General features: G+C 39.1%; 27 protein-coding genes and 1 pseudogene. 22 read left to right on the top strand and 6 right to left on the bottom strand.

Annotation, left to right across the window (positions count from 1 at the left end; genetic code table 11):
- The 4 genes from HH219_RS09260 to HH219_RS09245 form a co-directional block, all read left to right on the top strand.
- A partial coding sequence (locus HH219_RS09260; RefSeq protein ID WP_169327257.1) for a linear amide C-N hydrolase occupies positions 1 to 541 on the top strand: 541 nt, incomplete at its 5' end.
- A gap of 240 nt (positions 542 to 781) precedes the next feature.
- Positions 782 to 1,258, top strand: a complete 477-nt coding sequence (locus HH219_RS09255) for a glycoside hydrolase family 19 protein (RefSeq protein ID WP_211842090.1) — start codon at positions 782 to 784, stop codon at positions 1,256 to 1,258.
- An 80-nt stretch (positions 1,259 to 1,338) separates the two neighbouring features.
- On the top strand, positions 1,339 to 2,277 hold the full coding sequence (locus HH219_RS09250) for a phosphotransferase (RefSeq protein WP_169327255.1): 939 nt from the start codon (positions 1,339 to 1,341) through the stop codon (positions 2,275 to 2,277).
- Between the two features lie 41 nt (positions 2,278 to 2,318).
- On the top strand, positions 2,319 to 3,293 hold the full coding sequence (locus HH219_RS09245; RefSeq protein ID WP_064435609.1) for a Gfo/Idh/MocA family oxidoreductase: 975 nt from the start codon (positions 2,319 to 2,321) through the stop codon (positions 3,291 to 3,293).
- 145 nt (positions 3,294 to 3,438) lie between these two features.
- Here the strand turns inward: HH219_RS09245 and HH219_RS09240 are convergent, their stop codons facing one another.
- Positions 3,439 to 4,269 (bottom strand): ABC transporter substrate-binding protein, encoded by an 831-nt coding sequence (locus HH219_RS09240; protein ID WP_169327253.1) that lies wholly within the window; start codon positions 4,267 to 4,269, stop codon positions 3,439 to 3,441.
- Positions 4,270 to 4,626: 357 nt separating this feature from the next.
- On the opposite strand from HH219_RS09240, the gene upp reads away from it, so the two are divergent.
- The 7 genes from upp (at position 4,627) to HH219_RS09205 (ending at position 12,230) form a co-directional block, all read left to right on the top strand.
- Entirely contained in the window at positions 4,627 to 5,256 is a 630-nt protein-coding gene (gene upp / locus HH219_RS09235) for a uracil phosphoribosyltransferase (protein WP_169327251.1), read from the top strand.
- A 5-nt stretch (positions 5,257 to 5,261) separates the two neighbouring features.
- Entirely contained in the window at positions 5,262 to 6,497 is a 1,236-nt protein-coding gene (locus HH219_RS09230) for a uracil-xanthine permease family protein (RefSeq protein WP_169327269.1), read from the top strand.
- Positions 6,498 to 6,668: 171 nt separating this feature from the next.
- Positions 6,669 to 7,322, top strand: coding sequence for a hypothetical protein (locus tag HH219_RS09225; protein ID WP_169327249.1), 654 nt, complete (start codon positions 6,669 to 6,671; stop codon positions 7,320 to 7,322).
- A 186-nt stretch (positions 7,323 to 7,508) separates the two neighbouring features.
- Positions 7,509 to 7,763 carry a hypothetical protein gene (locus tag HH219_RS09220; RefSeq protein WP_211842089.1) on the top strand — a complete coding sequence of 85 codons (255 nt, stop codon included), beginning with the start codon at positions 7,509 to 7,511 and terminating at the stop codon, positions 7,761 to 7,763.
- Positions 7,764 to 7,971: 208 nt separating this feature from the next.
- Positions 7,972 to 9,378: a hypothetical protein gene (locus tag HH219_RS09215; protein ID WP_099458978.1), complete on the top strand. Its 1,407-nt coding sequence runs from the start codon at positions 7,972 to 7,974 to the stop codon at positions 9,376 to 9,378.
- A 10-nt stretch (positions 9,379 to 9,388) separates the two neighbouring features.
- Positions 9,389 to 10,540: an imelysin family protein gene (locus HH219_RS09210; protein WP_054203877.1), complete on the top strand. Its 1,152-nt coding sequence runs from the start codon at positions 9,389 to 9,391 to the stop codon at positions 10,538 to 10,540.
- A 67-nt stretch (positions 10,541 to 10,607) separates the two neighbouring features.
- Complete coding sequence (locus tag HH219_RS09205) at positions 10,608 to 12,230, top strand: di-heme oxidoredictase family protein (RefSeq protein WP_169327247.1); 1,623 nt, start codon at positions 10,608 to 10,610, stop codon at positions 12,228 to 12,230.
- A gap of 82 nt (positions 12,231 to 12,312) precedes the next feature.
- On the opposite strand, the gene HH219_RS09200 is transcribed toward HH219_RS09205, so the two are convergent.
- A complete protein-coding gene (locus tag HH219_RS09200) occupies positions 12,313 to 13,281 on the bottom strand; it encodes an ABC transporter substrate-binding protein (protein ID WP_349251611.1) in 969 nt (322 codons plus the stop codon).
- Positions 13,282 to 13,697: 416 nt separating this feature from the next.
- Here HH219_RS09200 and HH219_RS09195 point away from each other — a divergent pair, with 416 nt between their 5' ends.
- Positions 13,698 to 14,087: a cytochrome b562 gene (locus tag HH219_RS09195; protein ID WP_054203875.1), complete on the top strand. Its 390-nt coding sequence runs from the start codon at positions 13,698 to 13,700 to the stop codon at positions 14,085 to 14,087.
- Between the two features lie 365 nt (positions 14,088 to 14,452).
- Here the strand turns inward: HH219_RS09195 and ykgO are convergent, their stop codons facing one another.
- Positions 14,453 to 14,593: a type B 50S ribosomal protein L36 gene (gene ykgO, locus HH219_RS09190; RefSeq protein ID WP_054203874.1), complete on the bottom strand. Its 141-nt coding sequence runs from the start codon at positions 14,591 to 14,593 to the stop codon at positions 14,453 to 14,455.
- A gap of 2 nt (positions 14,594 to 14,595) precedes the next feature.
- Positions 14,596 to 14,847 (bottom strand): type B 50S ribosomal protein L31, encoded by a 252-nt coding sequence (locus HH219_RS09185; protein ID WP_054203873.1) that lies wholly within the window; start codon positions 14,845 to 14,847, stop codon positions 14,596 to 14,598.
- Between the two features lie 256 nt (positions 14,848 to 15,103).
- On the opposite strand from HH219_RS09185, the gene HH219_RS09180 reads away from it, so the two are divergent.
- The gene (locus HH219_RS09180) at positions 15,104 to 15,388 is read left to right on the top strand and encodes a hypothetical protein (protein ID WP_054203872.1); all 285 of its coding nucleotides are present in this window, start codon (positions 15,104 to 15,106) and stop codon (positions 15,386 to 15,388) included.
- An 11-nt stretch (positions 15,389 to 15,399) separates the two neighbouring features.
- Here HH219_RS09180 and HH219_RS09175 read toward each other — a convergent pair whose 3' ends face one another.
- Positions 15,400 to 16,287 (bottom strand): LysR family transcriptional regulator, encoded by an 888-nt coding sequence (locus tag HH219_RS09175; RefSeq protein WP_169327245.1) that lies wholly within the window; start codon positions 16,285 to 16,287, stop codon positions 15,400 to 15,402.
- 125 nt (positions 16,288 to 16,412) lie between these two features.
- Here HH219_RS09175 and HH219_RS09170 point away from each other — a divergent pair, with 125 nt between their 5' ends.
- The 9 genes from HH219_RS09170 (at position 16,413) to HH219_RS09135 (ending at position 25,561) form a co-directional block, all read left to right on the top strand.
- Positions 16,413 to 17,579, top strand: coding sequence for an MFS transporter (locus HH219_RS09170; RefSeq protein WP_169327243.1), 1,167 nt, complete (start codon positions 16,413 to 16,415; stop codon positions 17,577 to 17,579).
- A gap of 364 nt (positions 17,580 to 17,943) precedes the next feature.
- A complete protein-coding gene (locus HH219_RS09165; RefSeq protein WP_249118482.1) occupies positions 17,944 to 18,300 on the top strand; it encodes a hypothetical protein in 357 nt (118 codons plus the stop codon).
- 107 nt (positions 18,301 to 18,407) lie between these two features.
- A complete protein-coding gene (locus tag HH219_RS22275; protein ID WP_282960295.1) occupies positions 18,408 to 18,530 on the top strand; it encodes a hypothetical protein in 123 nt (40 codons plus the stop codon).
- A gap of 391 nt (positions 18,531 to 18,921) precedes the next feature.
- Entirely contained in the window at positions 18,922 to 19,608 is a 687-nt protein-coding gene (locus HH219_RS09160) for a response regulator transcription factor (protein ID WP_054454086.1), read from the top strand.
- Positions 19,605 to 20,942, top strand: coding sequence for a sensor histidine kinase (locus tag HH219_RS09155; protein WP_054454088.1), 1,338 nt, complete (start codon positions 19,605 to 19,607; stop codon positions 20,940 to 20,942). Before HH219_RS09160 ends, HH219_RS09155 begins: the two co-directional genes overlap by 4 nt.
- 89 nt (positions 20,943 to 21,031) lie before the next feature.
- The gene (locus HH219_RS09150) at positions 21,032 to 23,173 is read left to right on the top strand and encodes a TonB-dependent receptor (RefSeq protein ID WP_054203867.1); all 2,142 of its coding nucleotides are present in this window, start codon (positions 21,032 to 21,034) and stop codon (positions 23,171 to 23,173) included.
- Positions 23,174 to 23,374: 201 nt separating this feature from the next.
- Positions 23,375 to 23,671, top strand: a complete 297-nt coding sequence (locus tag HH219_RS09145) for a hypothetical protein (RefSeq protein WP_054203866.1) — start codon at positions 23,375 to 23,377, stop codon at positions 23,669 to 23,671.
- 20 nt (positions 23,672 to 23,691) lie between these two features.
- Positions 23,692 to 25,206, top strand: coding sequence for a PepSY-associated TM helix domain-containing protein (locus HH219_RS09140; protein WP_169327240.1), 1,515 nt, complete (start codon positions 23,692 to 23,694; stop codon positions 25,204 to 25,206).
- A gap of 37 nt (positions 25,207 to 25,243) precedes the next feature.
- Complete coding sequence (locus HH219_RS09135) at positions 25,244 to 25,561, top strand: DUF3325 domain-containing protein (RefSeq protein WP_169327238.1); 318 nt, start codon at positions 25,244 to 25,246, stop codon at positions 25,559 to 25,561.
- Between the two features lie 330 nt (positions 25,562 to 25,891).
- Here HH219_RS09135 and HH219_RS09130 read toward each other — a convergent pair.
- Positions 25,892 to 26,298 (bottom strand): annotated as a pseudogene (locus HH219_RS09130) (cation diffusion facilitator family transporter); the annotation flags it as partial.
- Positions 26,299 to 26,326 lie beyond the last annotated feature (28 nt).

Here is a 26,326-nt window from a genome sequence, read left to right as displayed (position 1 = left end):
AACGATGCCGAGTGTGGAAGCATATAAAAGTGCTGCATCTAACTTTCAATGTAACTCTTATGCGCAAGGAACTGGTTTTTCTGGTGTTCCAGGAAGTTCAACACCCGTTGATCGCTTTGTGAGAGCTGCAATGATGACGAACTTTTCATTCCCAGTTTCACAATTTACCAGTCAGTATGAAGTAGATAAAGCAAATAGTGTGGAGCATAGCTTCACAACAGGGGTATCAGCGATACAGAACGATATTAAAGTAGGACGAGTAGATGCAACTACGTTGGCTTTTCATATATTAAATACGGTTGACATTCCATTGGGGACTAGTCGGGATTCTGAAGGCGAAAATGTTCACGATTTTACACAATGGGTAACGGTGTCTGATTTGAAAAATAAAACTTTCTCCGTAAGAATGTACCAATCTCCTCAGGTATTTAGCATTAATTTGATGGAATTAGATTTCAAGCATTTGCAAAAATATATCCATAAGATAGACACGAATATTAAGTCGATAGATATAACCACTCAATTAAATAAAAAATCTTAATCACATGATTTAAAGTTAAGCTGTGAAGAGGTTTTTAATTTACTTTTCACTGCTTAGACTTTTTATTGTTCAAAGGAATAAAAATGCAGAGCTTGCTTATCGAAAAAAATTTAATTCAAATTATGCCTGATGCAAAAGCGGAGCACATAGCACTATTTATACCGGCCTTACAGTCTCAAGTGACTAAATTTGATATTAATTCAGCATTGAGGTTAGCGCACTTTATTGCACAAGTCGCGCATGAAAGTGGATGCTTTAGATACAGAGTCAGAAAATCTGAACTATAGCGCAAGAGCGCTACGTGCTGTGTTTGGTAAGTATTTTACATCGGATGAAATGGCACTGCAATATGCACGAAAACAAGAAGCCATAGCAAATATTGTTTATGCTAACAAAATGGGGAACGGGGATGAGCGCTCAGGAGATGGTTGGCATTATAGAGGACGTGGGCTTATTCATCTAACAGGCAAAGATAGCTATGCTGGATGTGCAGACTATCTTGATATAGATATTGTATCTGAACCTGAGCTACTCCAACGTGACCCACAAATTATGGTGGGCAGCGCATGTTATTTATGGCAAGTACTAAAACTGAATGAATTGGCGGATAAAGATGATTTAAATAGTATTACTTGCAAAATAAATGGCGGTTATCATGGCTTAGAAAGCCGCGGTGACTTTTTAGAACGTGCTAAACAATGTTTTGAAATAGATTAAAAACCAGTTAAATTAGGTTTAAGCGTGAAGGTATTTAATGCCATACTACCTGCCTATTATTTATAAGAGGTAGGTTGTTGATGTATAAACAGCTATTAGCAAATCATTATAAAGAAATACACATTAATAGCACGATTACATCCTTATGGAGTGGGTGTGGGGAAATAGTACGCTGCAATTTAGATGGCATTGATTGTGTAATTAAAGCGATTGCAGTGCCCGATCATATAAATCATCCACGGATTTCACAAACGCAGTTTGCTATTAATCGCAAGCGCCGCTCTTATGATGTTGAATACTATTGGTATCAACACTATGCGCAATCGTTACCTGCCCAATCACCCGCAGTTAGTTGTTTTAATACACTAAAAAATGAGCATCAACGTGTACTTGTATTTTCTGATTTTGAGCGTGATGGCTTTGCTGCAACTGAAAAAATACCATCGCATATAAACGCGATTATTAAATGGTTGGCTTACTTTCATGCTGTTAATTTTCAGCAACGTCCACTGGGATTGTGGCCTCAAGGAAATTATTGGCATTTAGATACTCGGCCAGATGAATATGAAAAAATTTCAGATGCTGTAATAAAACAAAAAGCACAGTGCTTTGACAGAGAAATACGCAATTGCGAGTATCAAACACTCATTCATGGCGATGCTAAATTAGCAAACTTTGCTGTTGGAATAACTACAGAGCAGGCGCTTGGGTATGATTTCCAATATGTAGGTGGTGGAATTGGTGTTACCGACTTAATGTATTTTTTAGGTAGTTGTCTTACTAACACAGAATTAGAACAGGCTAGTGATGATTATTTAGCAAAGTACTTTGATTATTTTACGCAGGCAATGCATGAATATCATCGTGGAGTTGATGCTTCTATAATCGTTGATAATTGGCGTGCTTTATGGCCTGTGGTATGGGCTGACTTTTATCGCTTTTTGTTAGGATGGAGCCCAAACCATGTAAAAATAAACAATTATATGCAAGAGCAATATCAAGCGCTAGATACATATTGAAAATATAATAGCTAAAGTAATACAGTAGGAATAGATTAAAGATGAATAAAGTTATACGTTGGGGAATGGTTGGCTGTGGTGCAGTGACCGAGGTGAAAAGTGGACCTGCTTATCAGAATACGGCTCAGTTTGAATTGCATGGTGTAACACGAAGGGATCTGGTTTTAGCCAAAGATTATGCTGCACGTCATGGCGTGCCTAATGTTTATTCAAGCGCGAGTGAATTAATAGCATGTCCTGAAATAGATGCGATATACATAGCGACACCACCAGATAGTCACATGGAACTTGCTTTGCAAGTTGCAGCAGCAGGTAAGCCTTGTTGCATTGAAAAGCCATTGGCACCAACTTATCACGAATGTGAAATTATTCATGATGCATTTGCGCAGCAAGGTCTGCCTTTATATGTTGCCTATTATCGTCGTTCATTACCTCGATTTAATAAAGTGAAGACTTTGATTGAAAGCAATGTAATTGGTGACATCCGACATGTTAATTGGCATTTAAATAAAGCACCAAATCAACTTGATTTATCTGGGAAATATAACTGGCGTACAGATAAAAGTATTGCTCTTGGTGGCTATTTTGATGATTTAGCGAGCCATGGTTTAGATCTATTTAGCTATTTATTTGGAGAGTTTGAGCAAGTTAAAGGATTGGCCAGCAATCAGCAAAAACTATATGGTGCATTTGATGCCATTACAGCATGTTGGCAGCATAAAAGTGGCGTTACGGGATCGGGTAGTTGGAACTTTGGTGGCTTTTCGCGTTACGACACCGTTACGTTATATGGCCAAAGAGGTGAAATAACTTTCAGTGTATTTGATGAGCAAGTAATCAAAGTTACAACGCTTAACGGTATAGAGGAATACACAATTGCTAATCCGGCACATATTCATCAATATCACGTACAGAACATAGCGCTGGATCTTCTTTCCCAATCAGGTCACCCATCGACAGGTACAACCGCTATGCATACGAGCTGGGTTATGGAACAAATAATAATGCCAACGTAGACAATCGTGTCAGAGTAAAACACACGCTACCCGAAGTGATTGGTCTAGGGGCGATTAAATAGCCCCAACATTGAACAAATTTCAATCCACAAAGGCCAACACGCCCTAGCTTAAAAAAACTCGAATAAAAGAGTGAGGGTACAGCTTACTGTTTATAGGCTTTCTCAAGTGCACGAATCAACACGGCTTGTTCTGTATGTGGGAACGCTGCTTTATGTAGATCGATAATATCCTTAAAAATTGACGGTTCTTGTAAGGCTGTATCAAATAAGTTGATTGCTTTTTTACCTTCTTTTGATGGTGAGCATGCAATGTAGCCAAAAATAGCTTGTTCAACTTTATTTATAGTTAAATAACGAATATTACTCATTCGTGGATCTTTGCTGTGCCGCGAAATGAAAACAGCACTGTACTCGATGATTGCATCAATTTTGTTTTGAAATAGCATATGGCTTAACCGAAGTGCACTGGTAGTGCCGGGTAAAGGCATAAACGCATCACTATTTGCAGCTATAAATGCATCAATTTTTTCCCCGTATGAACGGCCTTTGGTTATTCCAATAATAAGTTTATGCTTATTGATAGCGTCGCTTAGGGTGATATCTTTAGGTAGCTCAGGGTGATTAAGTACAACTAAGCGGTTTGATGGAAATGCCATTATTGGATAACGGTTAAAAAGCGCATTCTTTTCTCGTTCTGGGTTTTTTACTTTGTTGTATAAGCATACATCAGTAAATTTATGCAGCTGTTGCCATTCACGTAATCTACTTGCAGGAATAAATGTTAGCGATACAGCACCATTTAGTTGTTGTTCTAATTTTAGCATCATACCCGTAGCAATGTTTTGGGGAGAATTATCAAGCTGAGGTGCAAAATCAGTCATAATTTTAATGTGTAAAGTTGTATTTTTAGCAGCATTGGCGTGGGCCGTAAACATCATGATGAACGTGAGTAAGCTCAGTATTATTTTAGGCATTGGGCAAACATATCGATACGCTTAATTATTACGTAAGTATAGGGTATGAAATATCATAAAGCTTTATTATTGTGTTAAATGGTACTAATTGAGTGCGTTGGTATCATGGATTGAGGCTATTTACTTAGTTTATATGGTATAGATTGTAAGTTAAGTACAGCTCGAATAGCTGCTGTGTTTTAATCTGAGCAGGTTTAATTGTATTCGTAATGACTCATTTTTTGAATAAATAAAGAGCAATAAAGTGTGCTTTTTCGATACTGGATATGTTTTTTCGCATGATTTTGCTTTTTTAAAAGTCTCTCAAGATTTTTTAAGCTAAAATAATCGCAGTTTATTTTCCTTTTAGGCGCTATTATGACAATCCATGTAATTAATCACCCACTTGTTCAACACAAACTTGGCCTTATGCGAGAGCATGGCATCAGTACCAAGAGTTTTCGTGAGCTTTCATCTGAAGTTGGTACGTTATTAACTTACGAAGCGACTAAAAATCTCCCCCTTGAAAAAGTAGAAATCACCAGCTGGGATGGCAATCAACTCGATGTAGAGCATATCAAAGGTAAAAAAATAACGGTTGTACCAATTTTACGTGCCGGCCTTGGCATGATGGATGGTGTAATGCAGTTATTGCCAGCCGCTAAAGTAAGTGTTGTTGGCCTACAGCGTAATGAAGAAACCCTTGAGCCAATCCCGTATTTTGAAAAGCTCGTAGGTAAAATTGATGAGCGTTTAAGCCTTGTGATTGACCCTATGTTAGCAACGGGTGGTTCCATGATTGCTACTATCGATATGCTTAAAAAAGCAGGTTGTAAAGAAATTAAAGTTATTGTGCTAGTCGCAGCGCCAGAAGGCGTAGAAAAAACACTTGCAGCACACCCTGATGTAGAAATTTTTACCGCAGCGCTAGATAGTCACCTTAACGAAAAAGGCTATATCATTCCTGGTCTTGGTGATGCAGGTGATAAAATATTTGGCACCGTGTAGGTGTGATGGTGAATAACGCTACTTTTTCAATCAAAACTATTTTAACCGGGGCGCAAATGCTATTTGTAGCCTTTGGTGCCTTGGTATTAGTGCCATTGCTTACGGGGCTTGACCCTAACGTGGCACTGTTTACCGCAGGTATTGGCACACTGCTATTTCATGTCGTTACTAAAGGCCAAGTGCCTATATTTTTAGCCTCATCTTTTGCTTTTATCGCCCCTATAATCGCATGTGTACAGCTGTGGGGTGTGCCTGCAACTATGGGGGGCTTAATGGCGGCGGGCTTTGCTTATATGGCGCTGAGCTTACTTGTTAAGCTCAAAGGTGTTGCGACATTGCATAAAATATTGCCACCTGTTGTTGTGGGCCCTGTGATCATGGTGATTGGCTTAGCGCTTGCACCCGTGGCAGTAAATATGGCGATGGGTAAAAGTGGTGATGGATCAGTGCAGTTAATTGCTTATGATCAAGCCATTTGGATTGCCGCTTTCTCGTTGTTAGTGACGTTAGTTTTTGCTGTTTGGGGTAAGGGTGTATTTAAGCTTATTCCTATTTTAGCGGGTGTCATTGCAGGCTATAGTTTATCGCTTTATTTAGGCATAGTGCAGTTTGATGCTGTGACGAATACACAGTGGATAGCCATGCCTGCTTTTACGTGGCCAGAATTTAAATGGCAAGCTGTGTTATTTATGGTACCAGTGGCAATAGCACCTGCCATTGAACATATTGGCGATATGATGGCCATTAGCCAAGTAACCAATAAAGATTATTTGAAAAAACCGGGATTACATCGCACTTTGTTTGGCGATGGGTTGGCTACAACTGCGGCATCTTTATTCGGAGGCCCGCCCAATACCACCTATTCAGAAGTAACAGGTGCAGTGATGCTTACGCGAAACTTTAACCCTAAAGTTATGATGTGGACTGCAATCATTGCCATTATTTTAGCTTTTGTGGCAAAAATGGGCGCTGGGTTACAAACCATTCCTGTGCCTGTTATGGGTGGGATCATGATTTTATTGTTTGGCTCAATTGCCGTGGTTGGTTTAAATTCATTAGTAAAATGTGGTGAAGACCTCACTGCGCCGCGTAATTTGAGTATTGTGGCGTTAATTTTAGTGTGCGGAATTGGTGGCATGCACATTGGCGGCAGTGAGTTTAGTTTACAAGGCGTTAGTTTATGCGCAATTTTAGGTATTGTGTTGAATTTAGTATTACCAAAGGCCGATGAAGCAACGTAATTGCTAACAACGAATGTTTATTTTGTCTCAAAATGGCGCATTTATATGCGCTATTTTTTACTTACTAAAAATAAAATAGGTATTATTGTGAGCATTATATACAAGAGGTCAATAGTGTGGATATAGCCTCTTTTTTTAGCAAAGCATCAGCTGCCGCATAAATATCAATATTTGAGTGAGCAGTTCTTTACCCCGTTAGCGCAGGATATTATTGCGGCTAAAAAACGAGGGCAACCAATGGTCGTGGCAATTAATGGTTGCCAAGGTTCAGGAAAAACGACCCTCGCTGACTTTTTAGTTACGTGGATCAACTTCAATACTGCATTTAATAGTATTTCCCTATCGATTGATGATTTTTACCACAATCAGGCAAGCCGCCAACAGCTAGCTAAAGACATACACCCATTATTTGCAACGCGTGGCGTACCAGGTACACATAACATAATGCTCATGAAACAGACATTTAGCGCATTACTCGCGGGTAAGGTGGCTGTGCCAACCCCTAAGTTTGATAAGCAAAGTGATAACCCTATTCAAAAATCATTATGGTTTGCAAACAATCATGCCATTGATATAATTATCTTTGAAGGATGGTGTGTAGGCAGTGAAGCACAACAACCGTATCAGCTTGATCAAGGCGCTAATCAATTAGAGCAACAGGAGGATCCAAAAGGTATTTGGCGACGTTATGCTAACAGCTGTTTAGTGGATGAATACCATGATGTATTTTCCCTTATACCCAAGCTACCTCAAGATGCAGAATTCAGCGTTTCACAGGCGCTTAATATCAAGGCGTTACTTTGCAATAATGGTCGTCCCTTTTAAGAAGTAACAACGTAGAGAGTAAGCGCCTGTGAAACGCCCAGGGGGTTGGTTTAAAAGCGATTTATACTGCGTTATTGATTTTGATAAGGGAATAACCATTGCCTGCAATCAATGCCTTGCCTAAATCGCTTTTAATTCCAACTGAAACTCGCATCTTGAGGTGGCTTGGGTATAGACTATACGGTAATGCTAAAAGCGCCATCATTTTCAGATGTTTACGGCTGGCGTTTAGAACAAGAGCACAAGCTTTTAAATTGTAAAGGTCCTGGCGTTGGAACCTTCGATAGCCAGAAATTGCTGCGGTTCATCTCTCATTTTGAACGAATAACCCGTCACAACTTAATACATTTACCAGAGCGTGTTGATGCGTTATTTACGTTAGACAAAGCGCGAGGTGTTTCGGCTATGAAGCTTCGTAGCAATAGCAGTTCAATAAAATAAGTAATTTAAACTCTCCAAATCACTATGCCTTAATCCCATCTATCACAAAGCTGAATCTGACAGATGTTTGTCCCTAAACGGTTAACGCTTAACTGTTAAGAATACTAATTAAATAAATTAATAGTGTATTAATGTTAATTTATTCAATAATGCTATTTACATCAAAAATAACAACCATTATCATTGCGCTTTACTTATGGGGGCTGTAATGACACGAAAAATCATTTCTACTGCGATTTACCTCGCACTTTTACCAACATCAGTTTTTGCAACAGATGTTGATGTTGAAACACAGTTAGCACAATTGCAGCAGCAATTAGCTCTGCAACAAAAAGCGATTACACGATTAACTGCTCAGTTAGCAGAACAACAGCAACAAAAAACGCAGCTTAATGATATTAACGTAGTAACGACTGATAAAAAAAAGCAATCGTTCATTCGTGATAAAAGCGATACACCCTCTCTTACATTTAAGAGCTACGGCACTTTAGCTTATCGTAATGATGAAATATTCGACAATATTCAAGATATATCGCCAGATCGTCGAGCCACAACCGACTTAGAGCGAGTAGTGACTGAATTTGAATATCAAATAAACAAAAATTGGCAAATAGAATTTGAAATTGAGTATGAGCACGGTGGCACAGGCACAACGCTTGAATACGATGGTTTTGAAGAGTTTGGTGAGTTTGAAAGTGAAGTAGAAGCAGGTGGTGAAGTCATTGTTGAAAAACTGCAGGTAAAATATGAGTTTAACCCGAATGTGCAGGTTAAATTTGGCCATATATACGTACCTGTAGGTTTAGGCACTGATTTAAATAAACCAGATCAATACTTTACTACGTCACGCCACTGGAGTGAAGCGAGTATGATCCCGCAAGTATGGCATGAAACTGGGGTTAACCTGATCACCAATTGGCAAGATTTTACGTTGCAGACGATGATCAGTACTGGTTTAAACTCAGAATATTTTCGCACCACAAACTGGATTGCTGGTGGCGCGCAACAACGTTTTGAAACTAACACTGCAGATGATTTAGCGCTTACTTTACGTCTTGATTATGGCGATGTTAAAAAAGGTAAAGGCGTAGGTATCAGTTATTACAACAGCGATACAAGTGGAAACCGCCGCAACCAAGGCAAGTTAGATGTTGACGGCAATGTCTCTATTTTAGGTGTTCATGGCGCGTGGGAATATCAAGATTTCACACTACGCGGGCAATACTTATACGGTGAACTTGAAGATTCTGTTGCCATTACCAATGCGAATAAAACCACGCCAGGTCTTCGCCCTGGCAGTTTTTCTCAACTGGGTAGTAAGTCAGAGTCTGCATTTTTTGAAGCAGCGTATAACACACAACATATGTTTAACTTATCCAGTCCGCTTTATGTATTTACCTCATTTGATTATGCAAACCCATTACTAGAAGTTGCTAAAGGCACGCCGATTGATCGCTTTGACATTAGCGAATTTAGTATGGGTATTAACTACTTACCAAATAAAAATTTAATTTTAAAATTCCAAGGTGGGCAACGTCAGTATGCGCAAAGCAATATTGATAACACCACTCATTTTAGTGCGTCAATCGGCTATATATTCTCAACTACTTTATAGGATTTAAAGGATGAAAACGGTACTTAATAGCATCACAGCAATAATTTTAGCATCTACACTCGTAGCATGTGGTTCATCATCATCTGATGATTCAGGTTCTACTACGCCGCCGCCAGTTGCATCAACGAAGTTTACATATGATGCGACTGATTTAATTGCCAATGTAACGACAGACGTGATTGTTGATGGCTACGAAATACTTGATACAAAAGCAGATGCACTTTACGTTGCAGCGCAAAATTTACTTAATAACCAAAATCAAGAATCACTAGCTAAAGCACAAGATGCTTGGAAAGACGCGCGTATATTTTGGGAGCAGGGCGAGTCACACATTTTTGGTCCAGTTGATAGCTTATCAATTGATCCGCATTTAGATACATGGCCACTAAACACGACAGATTTAAACACGTTGCTTGCCAGCGATACGGTATTTACTGCAGACACCATTAAAGGCTTAGATGATGGCGTGCAAGGCTTTCATACTATGGAGTTTTTATTGTTTGGTGATGGTGTTGCCGACAACGAAAAAGCCATTGCTGAAATGACAGTACGTGAAATTGAATATTTAATTGCCTGCGCTGAAGTATTTGCATTTTACACAGATAGCCTATCAAGTGCATGGACGGTATCTGCTGATGGTGATAAAGAGCCAGCTTATAAAGATTACCTTTTAACTCCGGGTAACGACAAATATGCCTCAAATTTAGGTGTGGTTGAAGAATTAGTGAATGGTTTAATTGGTATTGTAGATGAGGTAGGCAATGGCAAAATTGCAGAACCATTCAATACCACAAAAGATAATGCGGATACATCTAAAGTAGAGTCGCAGTATAGCTGGAATTCATTAACAGACTTTAGCGACAACATTAAAGGCGTTCAAAATGTTTATTTAGGTACGTTTGCAAACGAAAACGATAGCCCAGGCCTTAAAGCATTAATTGAAGCAGGGGATGCGACACTTGCAGCTAAAGTTGAAACGCAGATCAGCGCAGCAATTACAGCTATTGAAGCAATCGCAGGTGAAAATAACATGCCATTTCGTCAAGCAATTAAAGATGACGATGCGCGCGTAAGGGTTCAAGCTGCCATTGATAGCTTAGGTGAGTTACAAAAATCACTTGAAGAAGAAGTTGTTCCATTACTTAAAAAATGGGACGTATAACCGTATAAATAATTGAAGAGGGAAGCAAATGCTTCCCTTTTTTGCTTAACATTAAAAAGAAACCGTCATGATAAAAGCAATTAAACCATATACACCTTTATTTTTCAGCTTAGCAATGCTGAGCGGGTGTGGTGGAGGTAGCAGTAGTAGTGATACAAATACTACTCCAGTAACCCCACCAATAGTTGAAGAGTTACCTTCGTACATAGATGTCAGCGCACTTGCCGGTGACGCAACAACGCATGATACAAATAATTCCGGGCATGGTTTTTCTACTCCTATGCCTAATTTATCGCCAGCAGAATTAAATTTACACCTTGATGGGGATACTGATTTTGAAACGGCGTTTACAACAGCACCAAATGATACGCACCCTGACTTAGATGGGGTGGGTCCGGTTTTTAATAATAATAACTGCAATGCCTGTCATCAACGTGATGGCCGCCCAAGTACCGTATTGCCAAGTACCCCCGATGGCAGAATTAAATTAGGCAGCGATGCCGGAATATTTTTACGTGTAAGCTTAGCTGATGGTGTATGCAATCAGCCAAATAGTACAAATGATTATTGTAAAAATACACCTGTCCCAGGTTTTGGCGATCAGCTGTTTCATCGCGGTGTATTACAAGCGCGAGAAGATTGGCAACAAAACCACTTTGGAGGCCAAGCAGATGTTTACTTAAGTTATAAATACACTGAATTCACATACCCAGATGGGCACACGGTGACTTTAAAGCAGCCAGTTTTTGAAGTCGATAATGCATGGGATTCACCAAGTAATTATTCATTGAGCGAATTAGCCAGTAGTGATGTTCAGTTTAGTGCACGCAACGGTATGCCGGTATTTGGTCTTGGCTTATTAGAAGCGATAACAGATGAAGATATTTTGGCATTAGAAGATCCAACAGATAGCAATAATGATGGCATTAAAGGTCAAGCCAATTGGGTATTTGATGCAGTAAAAGCACAGCAAGGAATTGATAATCCGGTGTCATTAGGGCGCTTTGGCTGGAAAGCCAGCACCCCCTCGGTACGTCAACAATCATTGGCGGCATTACGTGGCGATATGGGAGTAACAAATTCATTATTCGCACAAGAAAGTATTGCAAACACCTTGATGCATGACAGTTACCTATCACGTACTAACTATCAAGACACTGGCACAGATGCACAAGGTTTACCGGAAGCAAGTGATGAGTTTTCAAATGCGGTGGTTTTTTACGCACAAACACTGGCTGTACCTGCAAGACGCGATATAAGTAATCCTGATGTGAGAGCAGGCGCTAAGCTTTTCTCTGAGATCAACTGCAATGGTTGCCACACACCAAGCTTTACGACTTCAACACAAAGTGATCTTATGCTCGGTGGTGTAAAAGCACCTCAAGGTATTAAAGGGCAAGTAATTTGGCCATTTACAGATATGCTTTTACACGATATGGGAGAGGGACTCGCTGATAATCGTCGTGATTTTTTAGCGTCTGGCAGACAATGGAAAACAAGGCCACTTTGGGGGATAGGGTTAACAAAAACAGTTAATCCAGGCGCTGGATTTTTACATGATGGGCGTGCAACAAGTCTTGAAGAAGCGATTCTATGGCATGGCGGTGAAGCGCAAACAAGTCGAGATAAATTCACTCAGTTGAATAAAGACAAGCGCCAGCAAGTGATCGTGTTTTTACAGTCACTTTAATTTAGTAGTTTTATTGGTTACACAGAATATAGATATCGTGTTAAAAACGACTTGAATATTTTAAACTCACTGTAAAGGGGCTTTACAGTGAGTTTTTTAGCTCATGGGCTAAATTTTCAACCGTGAAATCTAAATGGTTTTCCTGTGTTTGAGAAAAGAGTAAAAAATCAATCATCTTCAAATCACCACTATTTATTTTATTTATAAGTGGTTCATAGTCATCCGTTCTATTATTAAATGATGCAACTTGTTTATGTTGCAATGGAAATTGCTCAGGTGTTTTAGATGCATCATAGATGTTTAAAAGCGCGTGCGCCCCTAATAAAACATGCCCACCTATAGAAACATCAAGTGTTATATCTTTATTTTCAGGCGTGTCCCAATTAATACCGCCTACGACTACATGTTTTCTTAAATTTAAAGTATTAAGAGCTTTAATTGCGCCAAATGCAATCGCATCATTGGCGCACCAAATAGCATTAATCTCAGGGGCATTTTGTAAAAACGCTAACGTTTTTGTATAACTTTCTTCAAGAGACCAATTAGCCACATCCTCAGCAAATAATGATGCTTCAGGGTATGAATTCAAATAATCAGTCAGTCCAGCACGACGAGCAGTTGCAGCAGGTGTCGTGTAGTCACCAAGCAGGGCTAAAATTTTCATATTGGTGTTACTACTGTTGCGATGTTTGTTAAAAAGCGCTTCAGCTAACAAGCGCCCGCCCATACGGTTATCAGGGACCATACTGCCTACAATATTTGCATTATGTTGTATGAGATAATGTAATCGGGATGCATTTGGGCGATTTAAAAGAAAATACAATGGTACATTATCGGTATTTATTGATAACAAATAATTACTAATCACTTGTTTTTCATCAACTAAGATAAGTAAATCTGGCTTTGCTTTGAGTGCTTTAGATATAAGTTCTTTCATTAATATGTGATTACGATTGGCATAATAAACGGTTAAATTAATATCTAGATCGTCTGATGCTGCGTGCATTGCTGCTGATACTTTATACCAGAAATCGCCTGTGCTGTTATTCACGTCATCAGTACTTTTGTTAAAACCGGGATTAATAAATGTTATGTTCAACGCCAATACATTAAACGATGACAGTATAGCAACTAGTAATAAAGAACTTGTTAGAATCCGGGAAAATAAAATCAAAGTAATGCTCAAAATTCATCTATCAAATGAGGATAGACTTTACCAGAATGACAGTACGATTCATAATTAGACCATACTAATATTAGGGATAATTGACTGTTTTGCGCATTTATAGACATTGTTATGAGTGCTACAAAAGTGGTGCTAATACTAAAATTCGTATACATAAAGCAATTTATTGATAGCCAGCAGAAGCCGTTTATTATTCTTAATTCTAACTGAAACGCGTACCTTTAAGTTTTTTAAGTATATAATGTTGCTTTATCGCTAGAAATTATATTACAAGGTTTAAAATGAAAGCGCTGCTATTTATAATTGTATTAATGTTAACGCCTACTTTGGTGTTTGCTGAAGAGCTAGATCTTGAAACCAATATGAAAAATATGGGGCTAGCTTATAAGCACAGTGTTCAAGCAACGCAATTAAGTGAGTTCAATACAGCGATTGATGAGTTTATCACTTTAGTTAAGCTCAGTAAGACAGCGACTTTTCATAAAGAAGCTGAAAGTTCGCGCCAGGGCTTAGATAAAGTAATCGCTCAGGCTGAAATTGCTAAAAAGTTAGCGAATGAAAAAGGGCTTGATGCTGCTAAAAAACCATTAAAATCAATTAATGAGTTACGACAGCAATACCATAAACTACATGAGCCGCCAAGTTTTTGGGAACTGTTATTTGGCAAGTGAAAAGCTATTTTTTATACTACGAAGACTGGTGTATGCTGGACAAGAGGTATACCCAAATCACCTCAAGATGCAGGATTCAGCGTTTCACAGGGGCTTAATATCAAGGCGTTACTTTGCAACAATGGCAGTCCCTTTTAAGAAGTAACAACGATGAGAGTAAGCGCCTGTGAAACGCCCAACGGGTTGGTTTAAAAGCGATTTATACTGTGTTATTGATTTTAACAAGGGAACAACCATTATTTGCAATCAATGCCTTGTCTAAATCGCTTTTAACTCCAACTGAAACTCGCATCTTGAGGTGATTTGGGTATATATAACTGTAGAAGGTAAAAAGTGCGCCAATTTTCAGGCGCACAAAAGGGCGTTTACTTTCCTTTCTTTTTCATTCCTTGCACGGCTTTAAAGCGTGGGTTGTCTTTACAAATCACAAAAACACGACCTTTACGTTTAACGATTTGACACCCTGGGCGATTTTTAGCACTTTTAAGTGAACTTAAAACTTTCATTGCTACTTGCTCCCGATATTTTTGAAGCGACGATTAAACGCTGCAACACGGCCATCAGTCGCAACAGATTTTTGTTTACCTGTGTAAAACGGGTGAGAATCACTTGATACATCAATTGGCACGTAAGGGTAAGTTTTACCTTCTAATTCAATAGTTCGGCTCGTTTTTATTGTTGATCCAATAATAAAGTAGCTATCTGCTGCAGTATCGTGAAAAGCAACTGTTTGGTAATCTGGATGAATATTAGGTTTCATAAAATGCCTTTAATTATATCAATATTGTTATGTGATAGTATAACTATAATTTATAGTAAATAAGAATCCTTTGCAAACACTATTTTAAATCTAACTAAGTCATTACTTTTAGGTGCAATGGATGTAAAAGTAGTGAACATGGTTCTATTTCGCGCAAATCAACTAAAAAATAAGCAGTTAGATCAAAAAAGCTAGCAATTGCTAATTAGCCTGTTATAAATAATATGTAACCGAGCATTAAGGAGTACAGGTTAGTATGAGTGAATCAATTAAAGAGAGCATCAGTGAGCAAAGCCAAGAAATAGATCAAGGCGTGATGGACACATTACGTAGCAGAGATCACAGCGTACTTGCTCAACAAATAGATCCATTAAGCTGTACACATAACGATATTGTTGAATTGCTAGCGCAATATTTAGCGTTAAGTGAACAAGACGATGACGACGTTTTTGATAACTGGTTTGATAATCTAAATAAAGCGCAACACACCGTATTGAAAGTGTTTGAAGTGTACCGCGGTCAGTTTGAGCACCAAGAATAACGGGTTCATAATTAAAGTGTTAACCGTGGTTGTATAAAATCTAAAAAGGCAGCTATACGCGACGATACTGCACTATTTTTGTAATACACAGCTTGTACAGGTTCACGTTGGTTAGGCGTTTTTATAGCCTGTGGTAAGACTTTTATTAACCTATTGTGAGTGAGATCGTCTGCGATCATAAACTGTGAAAGTAGTGCAATGCCTTGTCCTGCAATGCATAAGTGACGAATGGTTTCGCCGCTACTGGCATTAAGAGAAAAATTAAGTGCACAGGCTTGTTGAAGTGGCCACTTATTTAACTTAGTAGTGCCTGTAAAGCCAATTAACTTATGGTTATATAAATCTAACTCCGTATTAAGTGCAGAGCTTTGTTTTAAATAAGCAGGACTCGCTACAAGGTGTAGTTGGCTAATACCTAATTTACGTGCGTGCAAGTTTGAATCTGGCAATTGGCCAATACGAATAGCTAAATCTGTTTTATGTTCAAGCAAGTCAATTACGTTGTCATGAGATGTGATGTCTAATCTAATATCTGGATATAAATGACTAAATTGGGCTATTAAAGGTGTTAGCTGATGCAATACAAATGGACTCGCAGCATCTACACGTAGTTTCCCCGCGGGTGCATGTTTTAATAAACGTAACGACTCCTCCCCATGCTCTAGTAGATTTAATCCTTCTCTCGCGTATTCAATAAAGGTTTGGCCTTCTTCTGTCAGCTCCAAACGCCGTGTTGTACGACTTAATAAAGCGCATTCTAAGCTTGTTTCAAGACGCGTTATCGCACGGGATACTTTAGCAATATGTTGATCTAATAAAACGGCTGCCCGAGAAAAACTGCCGCAATCAACCACAGTTACAAAAGCTTCTAGATCTTCAGTTTTTGATTTAACACTCATTGGGCTGCCTTATATTTGCAAATATAACAAATGTATTTTGCCACTAATGCTATTTTTCACAACTGTTAATTCGTTCACACTGGGCTCTTACTATTTATCTTCAATACCCGATAGGACATTACAGTATGCCACTCGCTTTATGGGCGCTTACGTTAAGCGCATTTGCAATTGGAACAACAGAATTCGTAATAGTAGGTTTAATCCCTATTATTGCAGACGATCTTGGTGTTAGTTTGCCATCTGCAGGGCTTTTAGTGAGCTTATACGCAGTGGGTGTCGCAATTGGCGCACCCGTGTTAACGGCAGTAACAGGTCGCTGGAAGCGAAAAACAGTACTTACGAGTTTGATGGCATTATTTGTCATAGGCAATATAGTTGCTTGGCAAGCCCCAAGCTATGAAACTTTAATCGCAGCGCGAGTTTTAACTGGTTTGGCTCATGGCGTATTTTTTTCGATAGGCTCTATGATGGCAACGAGCTTAGTGAGTAAAGAAAAACAAGCCAGCGCAATTGCTATTATGTTTACCGGATTAACGGTAGCATTAGTAACAGGGGTGCCTTTAGGGACGTGGGTAGGCCAAGTGTTTGGCTGGAGATCCACTTTTTTGATGGTCTCATTGTTGGGTTTGATTGCATTAATTGGTAGTGCAATTTTAGTCCCCAACACGCTTGATCAAGTAATACCAACAAAGGTAAAAGATCAACTACAAGTATTACTTAAGCCACGTTTACTACTGGCTTATACAATGACCATTTTAGGTTATGGTGGGACCTTTACTGCATTTACTTTTCTTGCCCCAATTTTACAACAACATGCTGGTTTTGCTGCCTCATTTGTTGGTTTTATCATGCTGGGCTATGGTGTGTCGGTTGCTGTAGGGAATGTGTGGGGTGGTAAACTTGCAGATAAATATGGGCCTATTAAAGCACTTAAAGTTTTATTTTTAGGTTTAAGCATTACCTTATTAGCACTGACATTTACAATGAACTCCCCGTTGCTTGTTGTGATCACCGTATTAGTATGGGGCGCATTTGCTTTTGGTAATGTTCCTGGATTGCAATTGCATGTTGTAAAAATAGCGGAGCAAGATACACCAAAAGCGATAGATGTCGCTGTCGGTTTGAATATTGCCGCTTTTAACATTGGCATTGCTTTGGGCTCAGTTGTTGGTGGACACGTTGTTGAAACCCAAACATTGCAAGACACCGCATGGATCGGCGCAATAATTTGCAGTGCAGCGTTAGCTGCTACATGTTTAGCAGGGCACTTAGATAAACAACGTATTTGCTAAATAGCCTCAACTTCGGGTAATAAATTCATCCCCCCAGCAATCATGATCTGAATCTAAGTGAGTAGTATTAAGTGAACTATCTTTTCATATAAATTGGTGGGTTAAGCTGTATGCAAACCGCTCGACAGAGCTGGATGTTTGAACGATTATGCAACTTTACTTGGTAGTTATCCTTGTTTTGTACAAGGTCCAAAGAGTCTATTTGCTCAAAGTGCAACACAGATATGGCGTTTTATGCGCCGGTTGATTCAAAAAATGAGCCCAACATTATGGGGGGCGTAGGGCTTGTCTATTTTGTTGTTGTCCAGAACATAGAAATGAATGTCGATTTGAATTACAGTGCTACCAATTGCGCCATTAATTAATGGCTAATGCAGAATTATTATCAGGATTTGGTATGACTTCAGAAAAAATTGAACCACCAGATGGCGTGTCGGTAGAAGATTGGCATGCTTACCTCAAACATAAAAAAGAGTGGGAGGAAATGTTGATACAAAGATTCGAAAATGAATTGCAGTTTTCACCACCGCTACCGCCTTGGCTAAAATACTCTGAATATGCTGACTCAGACAGTTTATTTTGGCGAATGGGAGATGGGGAATCATACCTTTCTGATTACTTTGACGTTTACCTTAAGTATGCCAGTGAGTTTGATTTACACGAGTATAAGCAGCAGTACCCTGCGCCAAAAGATTGGGAAGCTTATTATCAAACAGATTAGTAAGCCTTTATTGTTAAATTTTAAGTGTACTTGCCAGTTTGCCGCGCTGTTGTCGGCTTGATCAGAGTAATCGGTTGTTACTTTGTTTACGTCTTCTTGCATGCGCGATGACAGCTAATATAGCCAAACCACCTCAAGATGCGAGCGTCGTTGGAATTAAAACCGATTTAGGCAAGGCATTGATTGCAAGTAATAGTGGTTCTATTGTTAAAATCAATAACGCAGTATAAATCGCTTTTAAACCAAACCGTTGGGCTTTTCACAGCGAATTACTCTCATCGTTGTTCCTTCTTAAAAGGGGCGGCCATTCCTACAAAGTAACGCCTTGATATTAAGCCTCGGTGAAACGCTGAATTCTGCACCTTGAGGTGGCTTGGGTATAAAGCTCTGTACAAGCATAAGAAGTACCACAATTAAAAAACGGTTTGAACGTATTACCTACCTAGACATTCATAAAAACGTATTTAACATAGCCGTGTATACCCAAGCGACCCCAAAATATAGCGCCGATTAGAATTAAAAGAATCGCCGATAGTTATACGGTGTGTTTACTTTATAGGGGCAGATAGCATACCATTTATAACACTAATTATTATCGTTACCATTTTAAGCGGTGTGTTTATGGCAAAAATAAAAGTTTTATTAATTGAAGACGATAACACCTTAAGTAATTATTTGGCTGATCTACTCGAAAAGTCAGGCTATTTAGTTGAACAATGCTTTGATGGCGAAACAGGGTTAAAGCTTGCGCAGTCACAACAGCATCAGCTGATATTGTTAGACAAAATGCTCCCCAAACTTGATGGTGTATCATTACTTAAAATTTTACGTGAGAGCAGCCAACAACCAGTGATCATGGTATCGGCAAAAGGCGCTGAAGAAGAGCGTATTTTAGGGCTAACTCATGGTGCCGATGACTATGTGGCTAAACCATTTAACACCCAAGAGTTATTACTGAGAATCGAAAGTATCCTCAGGCGTAGCTCGTCCTATACTCCTGCTAACAACCACTTTGAGATAAGTATTGATGGCCTCACACTTAATACGGCAAAACAAAGCATTTTTGTAAACGAGAACGAAATTGAATTTACGCCAATACAATTTAAGTTACTGTGGGAGCTGGTGTCGCAGCAAAACAAAATAGTCAGTAAAGCTGATTTGTATCAGGCAGTATTAAATAAAAAGTTAGGCGCATACGATCGCAGTATTGATATGCACTTAAGTCGCGTAAGGCGAAAACTCAACGAAGCAAATTGGCTTGGCGAGCGCTTACAGACGGTTCACGGAAAAGGGTATTGTTTTAAATGAATCGCAAAATTCTCTGGAAACTATGCCTTATTTTAGCAACCGGCTTGGTTGCTTTTTTTTACCTACTGCATGCACTGACTTTAAAAACAGAAGAGAGCATGAGTTTTATTGCCGAGCAACATCGCGAGCAGTTAAAACAGTGGAGTAAACAGGCTGAGCAGCTTTATTTATCAGATCAACATGAGGATTTAGTGCAATGGTTAGAAAATTTACAAGCACAAGAACAAACATGGGTATCTGTTGCTAGTTTTAATGCCGTGCATATAGCGGGAGAACAAATCGAAAAAGATATTGTAGGTGGCTACCACTTTGGAAGAAGCATTGATTGGAAAATACATTTGTATTTTGAAGTAAACCCAATCATGGAGCTACCTTTTAGCCAAACAAATGCGAGTTTGCTCATTAAACTGCCTGAACGAATGCGCCCAGGAACTTACTGGCTTACAATAAAGTTTATACTGCAAGTTTTGATGCCTATGGCCGTTTTAGTTGTTTTATCCGTGATACTTTACCGACACATAATTACCCCATTACAGCAATTAGATAAAGCGACCTCGGCCTTTAGCAAGGGTAACTTTAAAGTCAGAGTTGGCAAGCATTTAGGACATCGTAAGGATGAACTATCTCACTTAGCGTCTACATTTGATCAAATGGCGAGCCAAATTGGTGAGCTTATTGCCAGTCAACGGCAATTAATATCGGACTTATCTCATGAATTACGCACCCCACTTACACGTTTAGATATTGCAGTAAATAGTTTTGATTTAAATAATGCTCAGCAGCACCTAGGGCGCATAACACGTGAGTCCCATCATATTCGTAAATTGGTTGAAGATACGCTCACACTCGCGTGGTTAGAAAACGAAAAACCGATTATTAAGCAAGAAGACGTTGATTTAGTTGATTTACTCGATGTACTTGTTGAAGACGCTAAGTTTGAATTTCCTGATCGTCGCATTATTGTAGAGTCGCCAAATAATGCGGTAGTTAACAACAGTAGTCATAGGGCTTTATGCCCTGCTATTGAGAATATCATCCGTAATGCGCTGCGCTTTACACCATCGGGTAAGCTCGTACAAATCAAGATAGCAAAAGAGGCGACTCATTATTGTATTGAAGTGATTGATCAAGGCCCCGGTATTGAAGAGCAATATTTGCAAAGAGTATTTGATCCTTTTTTTCGTATTGATAACTCACGCATGGCAGAAAATGACAGCTTTGGGTTAGGTTTAGCGCTTGCTAAGCGGCATTTAGCGAGTGTAAGAGCTGATGTGCGTTCAGAAAATCAATCACAAGGAGGTCTAAAGGTTTTGATAATGATTCCTATTTCTTAAATGTAACAATTGTAAAAGTCGTATCCTTACAACGCTTAAATGGTAATAATTCTTACTTAAGCATTCATCAGTTATTTGAGATATAAGTCATGTCATCTGTATCAACTAGAAAAGTACGTTTAAAAACCAGTATTGCCAGTGCCATTTTGGCTGCACTTTGTAGCGCTAATGTTTATGCTGAGGAAGCTCTTAGCGAGAAAAAAACCAAAAAGATTGAAAAAATCACAGTTGTTGGTGCAACAACAAATTCAGAGATCACACCTACTGAATTAGAAAACTACCAAGCAAATGATTTAGGTGACATTTTTCGTCATACCCCTTCCGTTACTATCGGTGGCTCATTAGGCATTGCCCAAAAAATATTTGTACGCGGTATGGAAGACTCAATGGTGAATGTAACAGTTGATGGCGCGCCACAAACGAGTACTTTATTTCATCATATAGGCCGTGTTGCCATAGAGCCTGAATTACTTCGCAGTGTACAAGTGCAAGCGGGCGCCGGTGAAGCTACATCGGGAACCGGCGCAGTGGGCGGTGCAATTCGCTTTAAAACCAAAAATGCTGACGACATGCTAGCCAATGGTGAGCAATTTGGTGGCATGATCAAAGCTAATTATTTCTCAAATGACGGGCATAAAGAAAGCGTTTCTTTATACGGCAAAGTAACGGACTCTATTGGTGTATTAGCGTCGTACGTTAATGTAAGCCGAAATAACATGGATGATGGCGATGGGGAAGAGCTTTATGGTACAGCATCAGATCAAGAGTTAGGTTTTATAAAAATTAGTGCTGATCTAACAGATAATCAAGACCTTACCCTTAGTTATGAAATTCGCAAAGAAGAAGGTGAATTTGGTAAGCAGACAAACTGGGCGCCATTAAAAGGCGATCCATTATTTGAATCATGGGGTGAGCGAGAAACCCTTGTTTTAAACCATGCTTGGTATTTAAACAGCCTTGTTAACCTTGAAACGACTTTGTACCAAACAGAGTCATCGTTTAAGCGAGAGCTTTTTACATGGGATGCATCAATACAAACCACCGGCTTTGATATTCGTAATACCAGTGACATAGGTGATCATTCAATTACGTATGGAGTTGAACAAAAAGTTGATAAAGTTCATTCATCCTCTTATGAAGAGTTTGGGGGTGTTTTTGATGAAAAAGGCACAGTAACAGGTGTATACGCGCAAGATCATTGGCAAATTAGCGACGAATTAATATTGAGTTTTGGTGCGCGTTACGATGCTTATGAACTTGATCACGATGGTATTGAAGCTAATTGGATAAAAGTAGAGGGTAAGTGGGTTGTTGAAACCGATGCCAATGGCAAGCCGGTTACATCAATTGATAGCTTTTCAACAGATAAACAAGATGGCTTTAGCGGTAATATTGGCTTTGAATACAGCTTTACAGATTCACTAAAACTGTCGGCGGGTTACGCACAAGCATTACGTGGCAGACAAGTTGCCGATGCCTTTACTGTGGGTGAGCTCAGTCATAATGAAAACCTATCAGCTGAAGATGTTGAGAACACCGAGTTGGGTTTAATTTATAACGACGGGACTTGGTTATTTGAAGCATCCGCTTATTTAAGCGTAATTAACGGTGTGGTATTTGATAAATTTAAAGGCCGAGAAGGTGTTTTCTATGAAAATATCGGTGATTTAGAAACAAATGGTATTGAGCTGGTGGCCGGTTATCAAGCGGGTGACTTTGACGTTATCGTTAGTTATAACCACAATAATGTTGAATTAAATAATGCCCCATTTGTTTGGCCTGATGCAAATGACCCATCAGGTTATAGCACAGTTGTGTTAGATGGTGTTGACATGTCAGCTTATGAATTTGGTGGCTTAGGTAACTCTGCTGCAGATTCATTTAACATAAATTTTAACTACGATCTGAGTGAGCAAATTAAACTCGGTATGAGCTATAACCATGTCGCTAGTTTGAATGATATTGACGTATTCTATCGGTCAATGGAATTAGAGTGGGTTACTCAGCTAGAGACAATCAATAAACCAGGCTACGACGTTGTTGATGCCTACATTACTTATGAGCCACTTAATAATCTTAGGTTTGATTTATCAGTACAAAATTTATTGGATGAATCTTACATAAGTCACGGCAGTGTTGCCGATTATGGAAGTATCACTGGTTATGAAAATGTTGTTGGAATTAAAGAGCGAGGGCGAGATATTCGTCTAAGCGTTTCATATAAATTTTAATTTTAGTGTAATTAGAACTTAAAGAGCGTAGCTATTTAAGTTCTTTATATACTCAAGCCACCTCAGATGTAAGTTTCAAGTGGAATTAAAGAGGGCGATTAAGGCAATGTATTGTTGCAAATTAACGCCTAGATTTTAAGCCCCTGTGAAAAGTTAAACTTACATCTTATCGTCACTTGAGTATACTTTTTTGGTCTTTATATGAACCTTACAACAAAACACCTTGCTGCCTTAAATATAACTTGTCGAGTGCTTATTGCCCTGGTTGGAGGTTATGTATTAGCAGCTTTGAGCGCAATACTCGTTGCACTTCTTTTACCTGGCGACATTATAAACTCCATTGTGAGCGCCTTAATGCTGAGTTTTATTATCTATACCGTAACCGTACTTTATGTATTTGCCACTAAAACAACCCTGCGCGCAGGTATCAGCGTATTTGCTCTTTGTATTTTAATGTACTGCTTTGTTCGTCATTTAAATGGGATTGCGGTGTTATGAAACCCAGGTTTAGGCAATCAATGAGTTGGTTACATACATGGGCGGGCTTTGCCTTTGGCTGGCTACTATTTTTTATATTTGTAACAGGCAGTGCCGGCTATTTCGAGAATGAAATCGATCGCTGGATGAAGCCTGAAATAGCCATTGTTAATACACCAATAGATGACTTTACTATACTCAATAAGGCACAACAGCAACTAAACTCGTTAGCAGGTGATGGAGTACAGTGGTATATCAGTTACCCATCCATACGTGATCCACATATCGACATTTCGTGGTTACAGTTAGCAAATACTGAGTTAGATATACCAAGGCAATGGCACGAAAAAAACCTTGATCCTTACACTAATAACGCTATTTCGAGTCGAGAAACAAGCGGGGGAGAAACCTTATACCGCTTGCATTATAACTTACATTACGTGCCCATTATGGTTGGCTATCTTGTGACCAGCCTAGCAACCTTGTTTATGTTGATAGCTTTAGTGACGGGAGTGATCATCCATAAAAAGATTTTTATTGAATTTTTTACCTTTCGAACAGGCAAAGGACTAAGAGCGTGGTTAGATATACATAATATTTTTAGTGTACTGCCATTACCTTTTCATTTAATGATCACTTACAGCGGGCTTGTTTTATTAATGGGCATATCGTTTGCGCCCGTGATTGATGCAACCTATGGGGAGGGTAAAAAAATACATCGTCAGTTTTATGATCTGTTTCAAGTAGAAGATCAGCAACAACAATTTATTGAATTAAATACAGCTGATTTATCCCTTGAAACAGCGCTAAAAGACGCCAAAGTACGTTATAAAAATCAAGCTATAAGTTATCTAGGGTTAATTGATCGACATACATCGCAACCAAGCTTTGAGGTATGGCTTGATGCGAATGAAGGGATCGAGTTTGCAACTCTGATCACCTATCGCATAGTTAATGAACGGGTACAAATAGCGCAATCAATAGGTAAAACTCATAGCGCTGCACAAGTATATGACATATTAGAACATTTACACGAAGGACTATTTGCAGGTACTTACCTACGCTGGCTGTATTTTATATCAGGGCTATTAGGCGCAGGAATGATAGCAACAGGCATGATTATTTGGGTTAATAAGCGTAAAAAACAGCAAACGAGATTGATTAACGTAATAGATAAACTCAATGCCGCTGTGATTGTTGGCTTGCCCATTGCCATAGCCTGTTATTTTTTAAGTAATCGCTTATTACCGTCAGCAATGCCTGACCGCGCTGAATGGGAAATGCACAGTTTATTTATCGCTTTTGCATTGTGTGGGGTTTTTTGTGCCCTAAGAGTTGCAGATAAAGCTTGGCAAAATATGCTGTGGGTAGCGGCAGCGCTCTACGCATTTATACCCCTATGTAATATGTTAACTACAGAGCACAACTTGCTTTTAAGTGCACAAAAAGGAGATTGGCTAATGCTTGGTTTTGACTTAAGCATGCTGCTTTTTTCCGCGTGTTTCGCTTTTTCAGCCGTATTACTACAAAAACACACGAGTAAAATAGCCATTTAGATTGCATTTAAATATATAAAATAGAGGTTTTTTAAATATGTTGATTTTAGCACAAATACTGCTGCAACTAATTGGTTTTGCATTATTAAGCCTTTCAATCCCTCGGCATTTTAGTCAGGTATTTCAGCATACATCGCGCCCAACCAAGCGCACTGTTTTGGCACTTAGATGCGGTGGTTACGCTTGCGTTATTTTAGCCGTTATAATTGCAGTGAATAGTTGGGGAGTGTCACTAGGCTTAGTTTACAGTGTAGCAACCGCCACTCTCACGGCTACTATGTTAGCTGTTTTATTGGCATACATTTCAAAGCTGCTTACTGTTATAGGTCGTGGATTTACCCCGACAACTAAGTAACATCCATAGAGTTATGATTTGCTGTAGGTCGTGGATTTATCCCGACAACAAAGTAACATCCATAGAGTTATGGTTTGCTGTAGGTCGTGGATTTATCCCGACAACAAAGTAACATCCATAGAGTTATGATTTGCTGTAGGTCGCGGATTTATCCCGACAACACAGTAACATCCATAGAGTTATGATTTGCGTAGGTCGTGGATTTATCCCGACAACACAGTAACATCCATAGAGTTATGATTTGCTGTAGGTCGTGGATTTATCCCGACAACAAAGTAACATCCATAGAGTTATGATTTGCTGTAGGTCGTGGATTTATCCTGATAACTAAGCAGCCACCCAAACCACAATCCAGCCATCGATAGGGCTGGGGTTAAAGTAATTTTCTATGGCTTTAATTATTAAAAAACCGCCGATGATAATTAACGTTGTGCTGTTTAGTAGCGTTGCTAATATTTCTGCGCGTTTATATCCAAGCCATCTTGAGGTGGTTTGGGTATATAGCCAAAGTGATATGAATTATTGGCGGGTTTATTACCAATTTTTCGGGCAACTAAGGCGATGAATATGGCGGCTGCATCGCTTAAGTTGTGAAGTGCATCAGCGATCAAAGATAAACTACCTGAGACAACCCCTCCAACAACTTGGGCAATAGTGAGTAGCACGTTAATGAAGACCGCTACACTTAGCTGACGATTACTTTTATCATCGTTATTATGAGCATGATTATGTGCCATACAAAACAGTACTCTATTTAAAATATTG

Source organism: Pseudoalteromonas sp. NEC-BIFX-2020_015 (assembly GCF_012952265.1).
Classification (GTDB): Bacteria; Pseudomonadota; Gammaproteobacteria; order Enterobacterales; family Alteromonadaceae; genus Pseudoalteromonas; species Pseudoalteromonas neustonica.
This window is presented reverse-complemented; position numbering and strand designations above follow the sequence as displayed.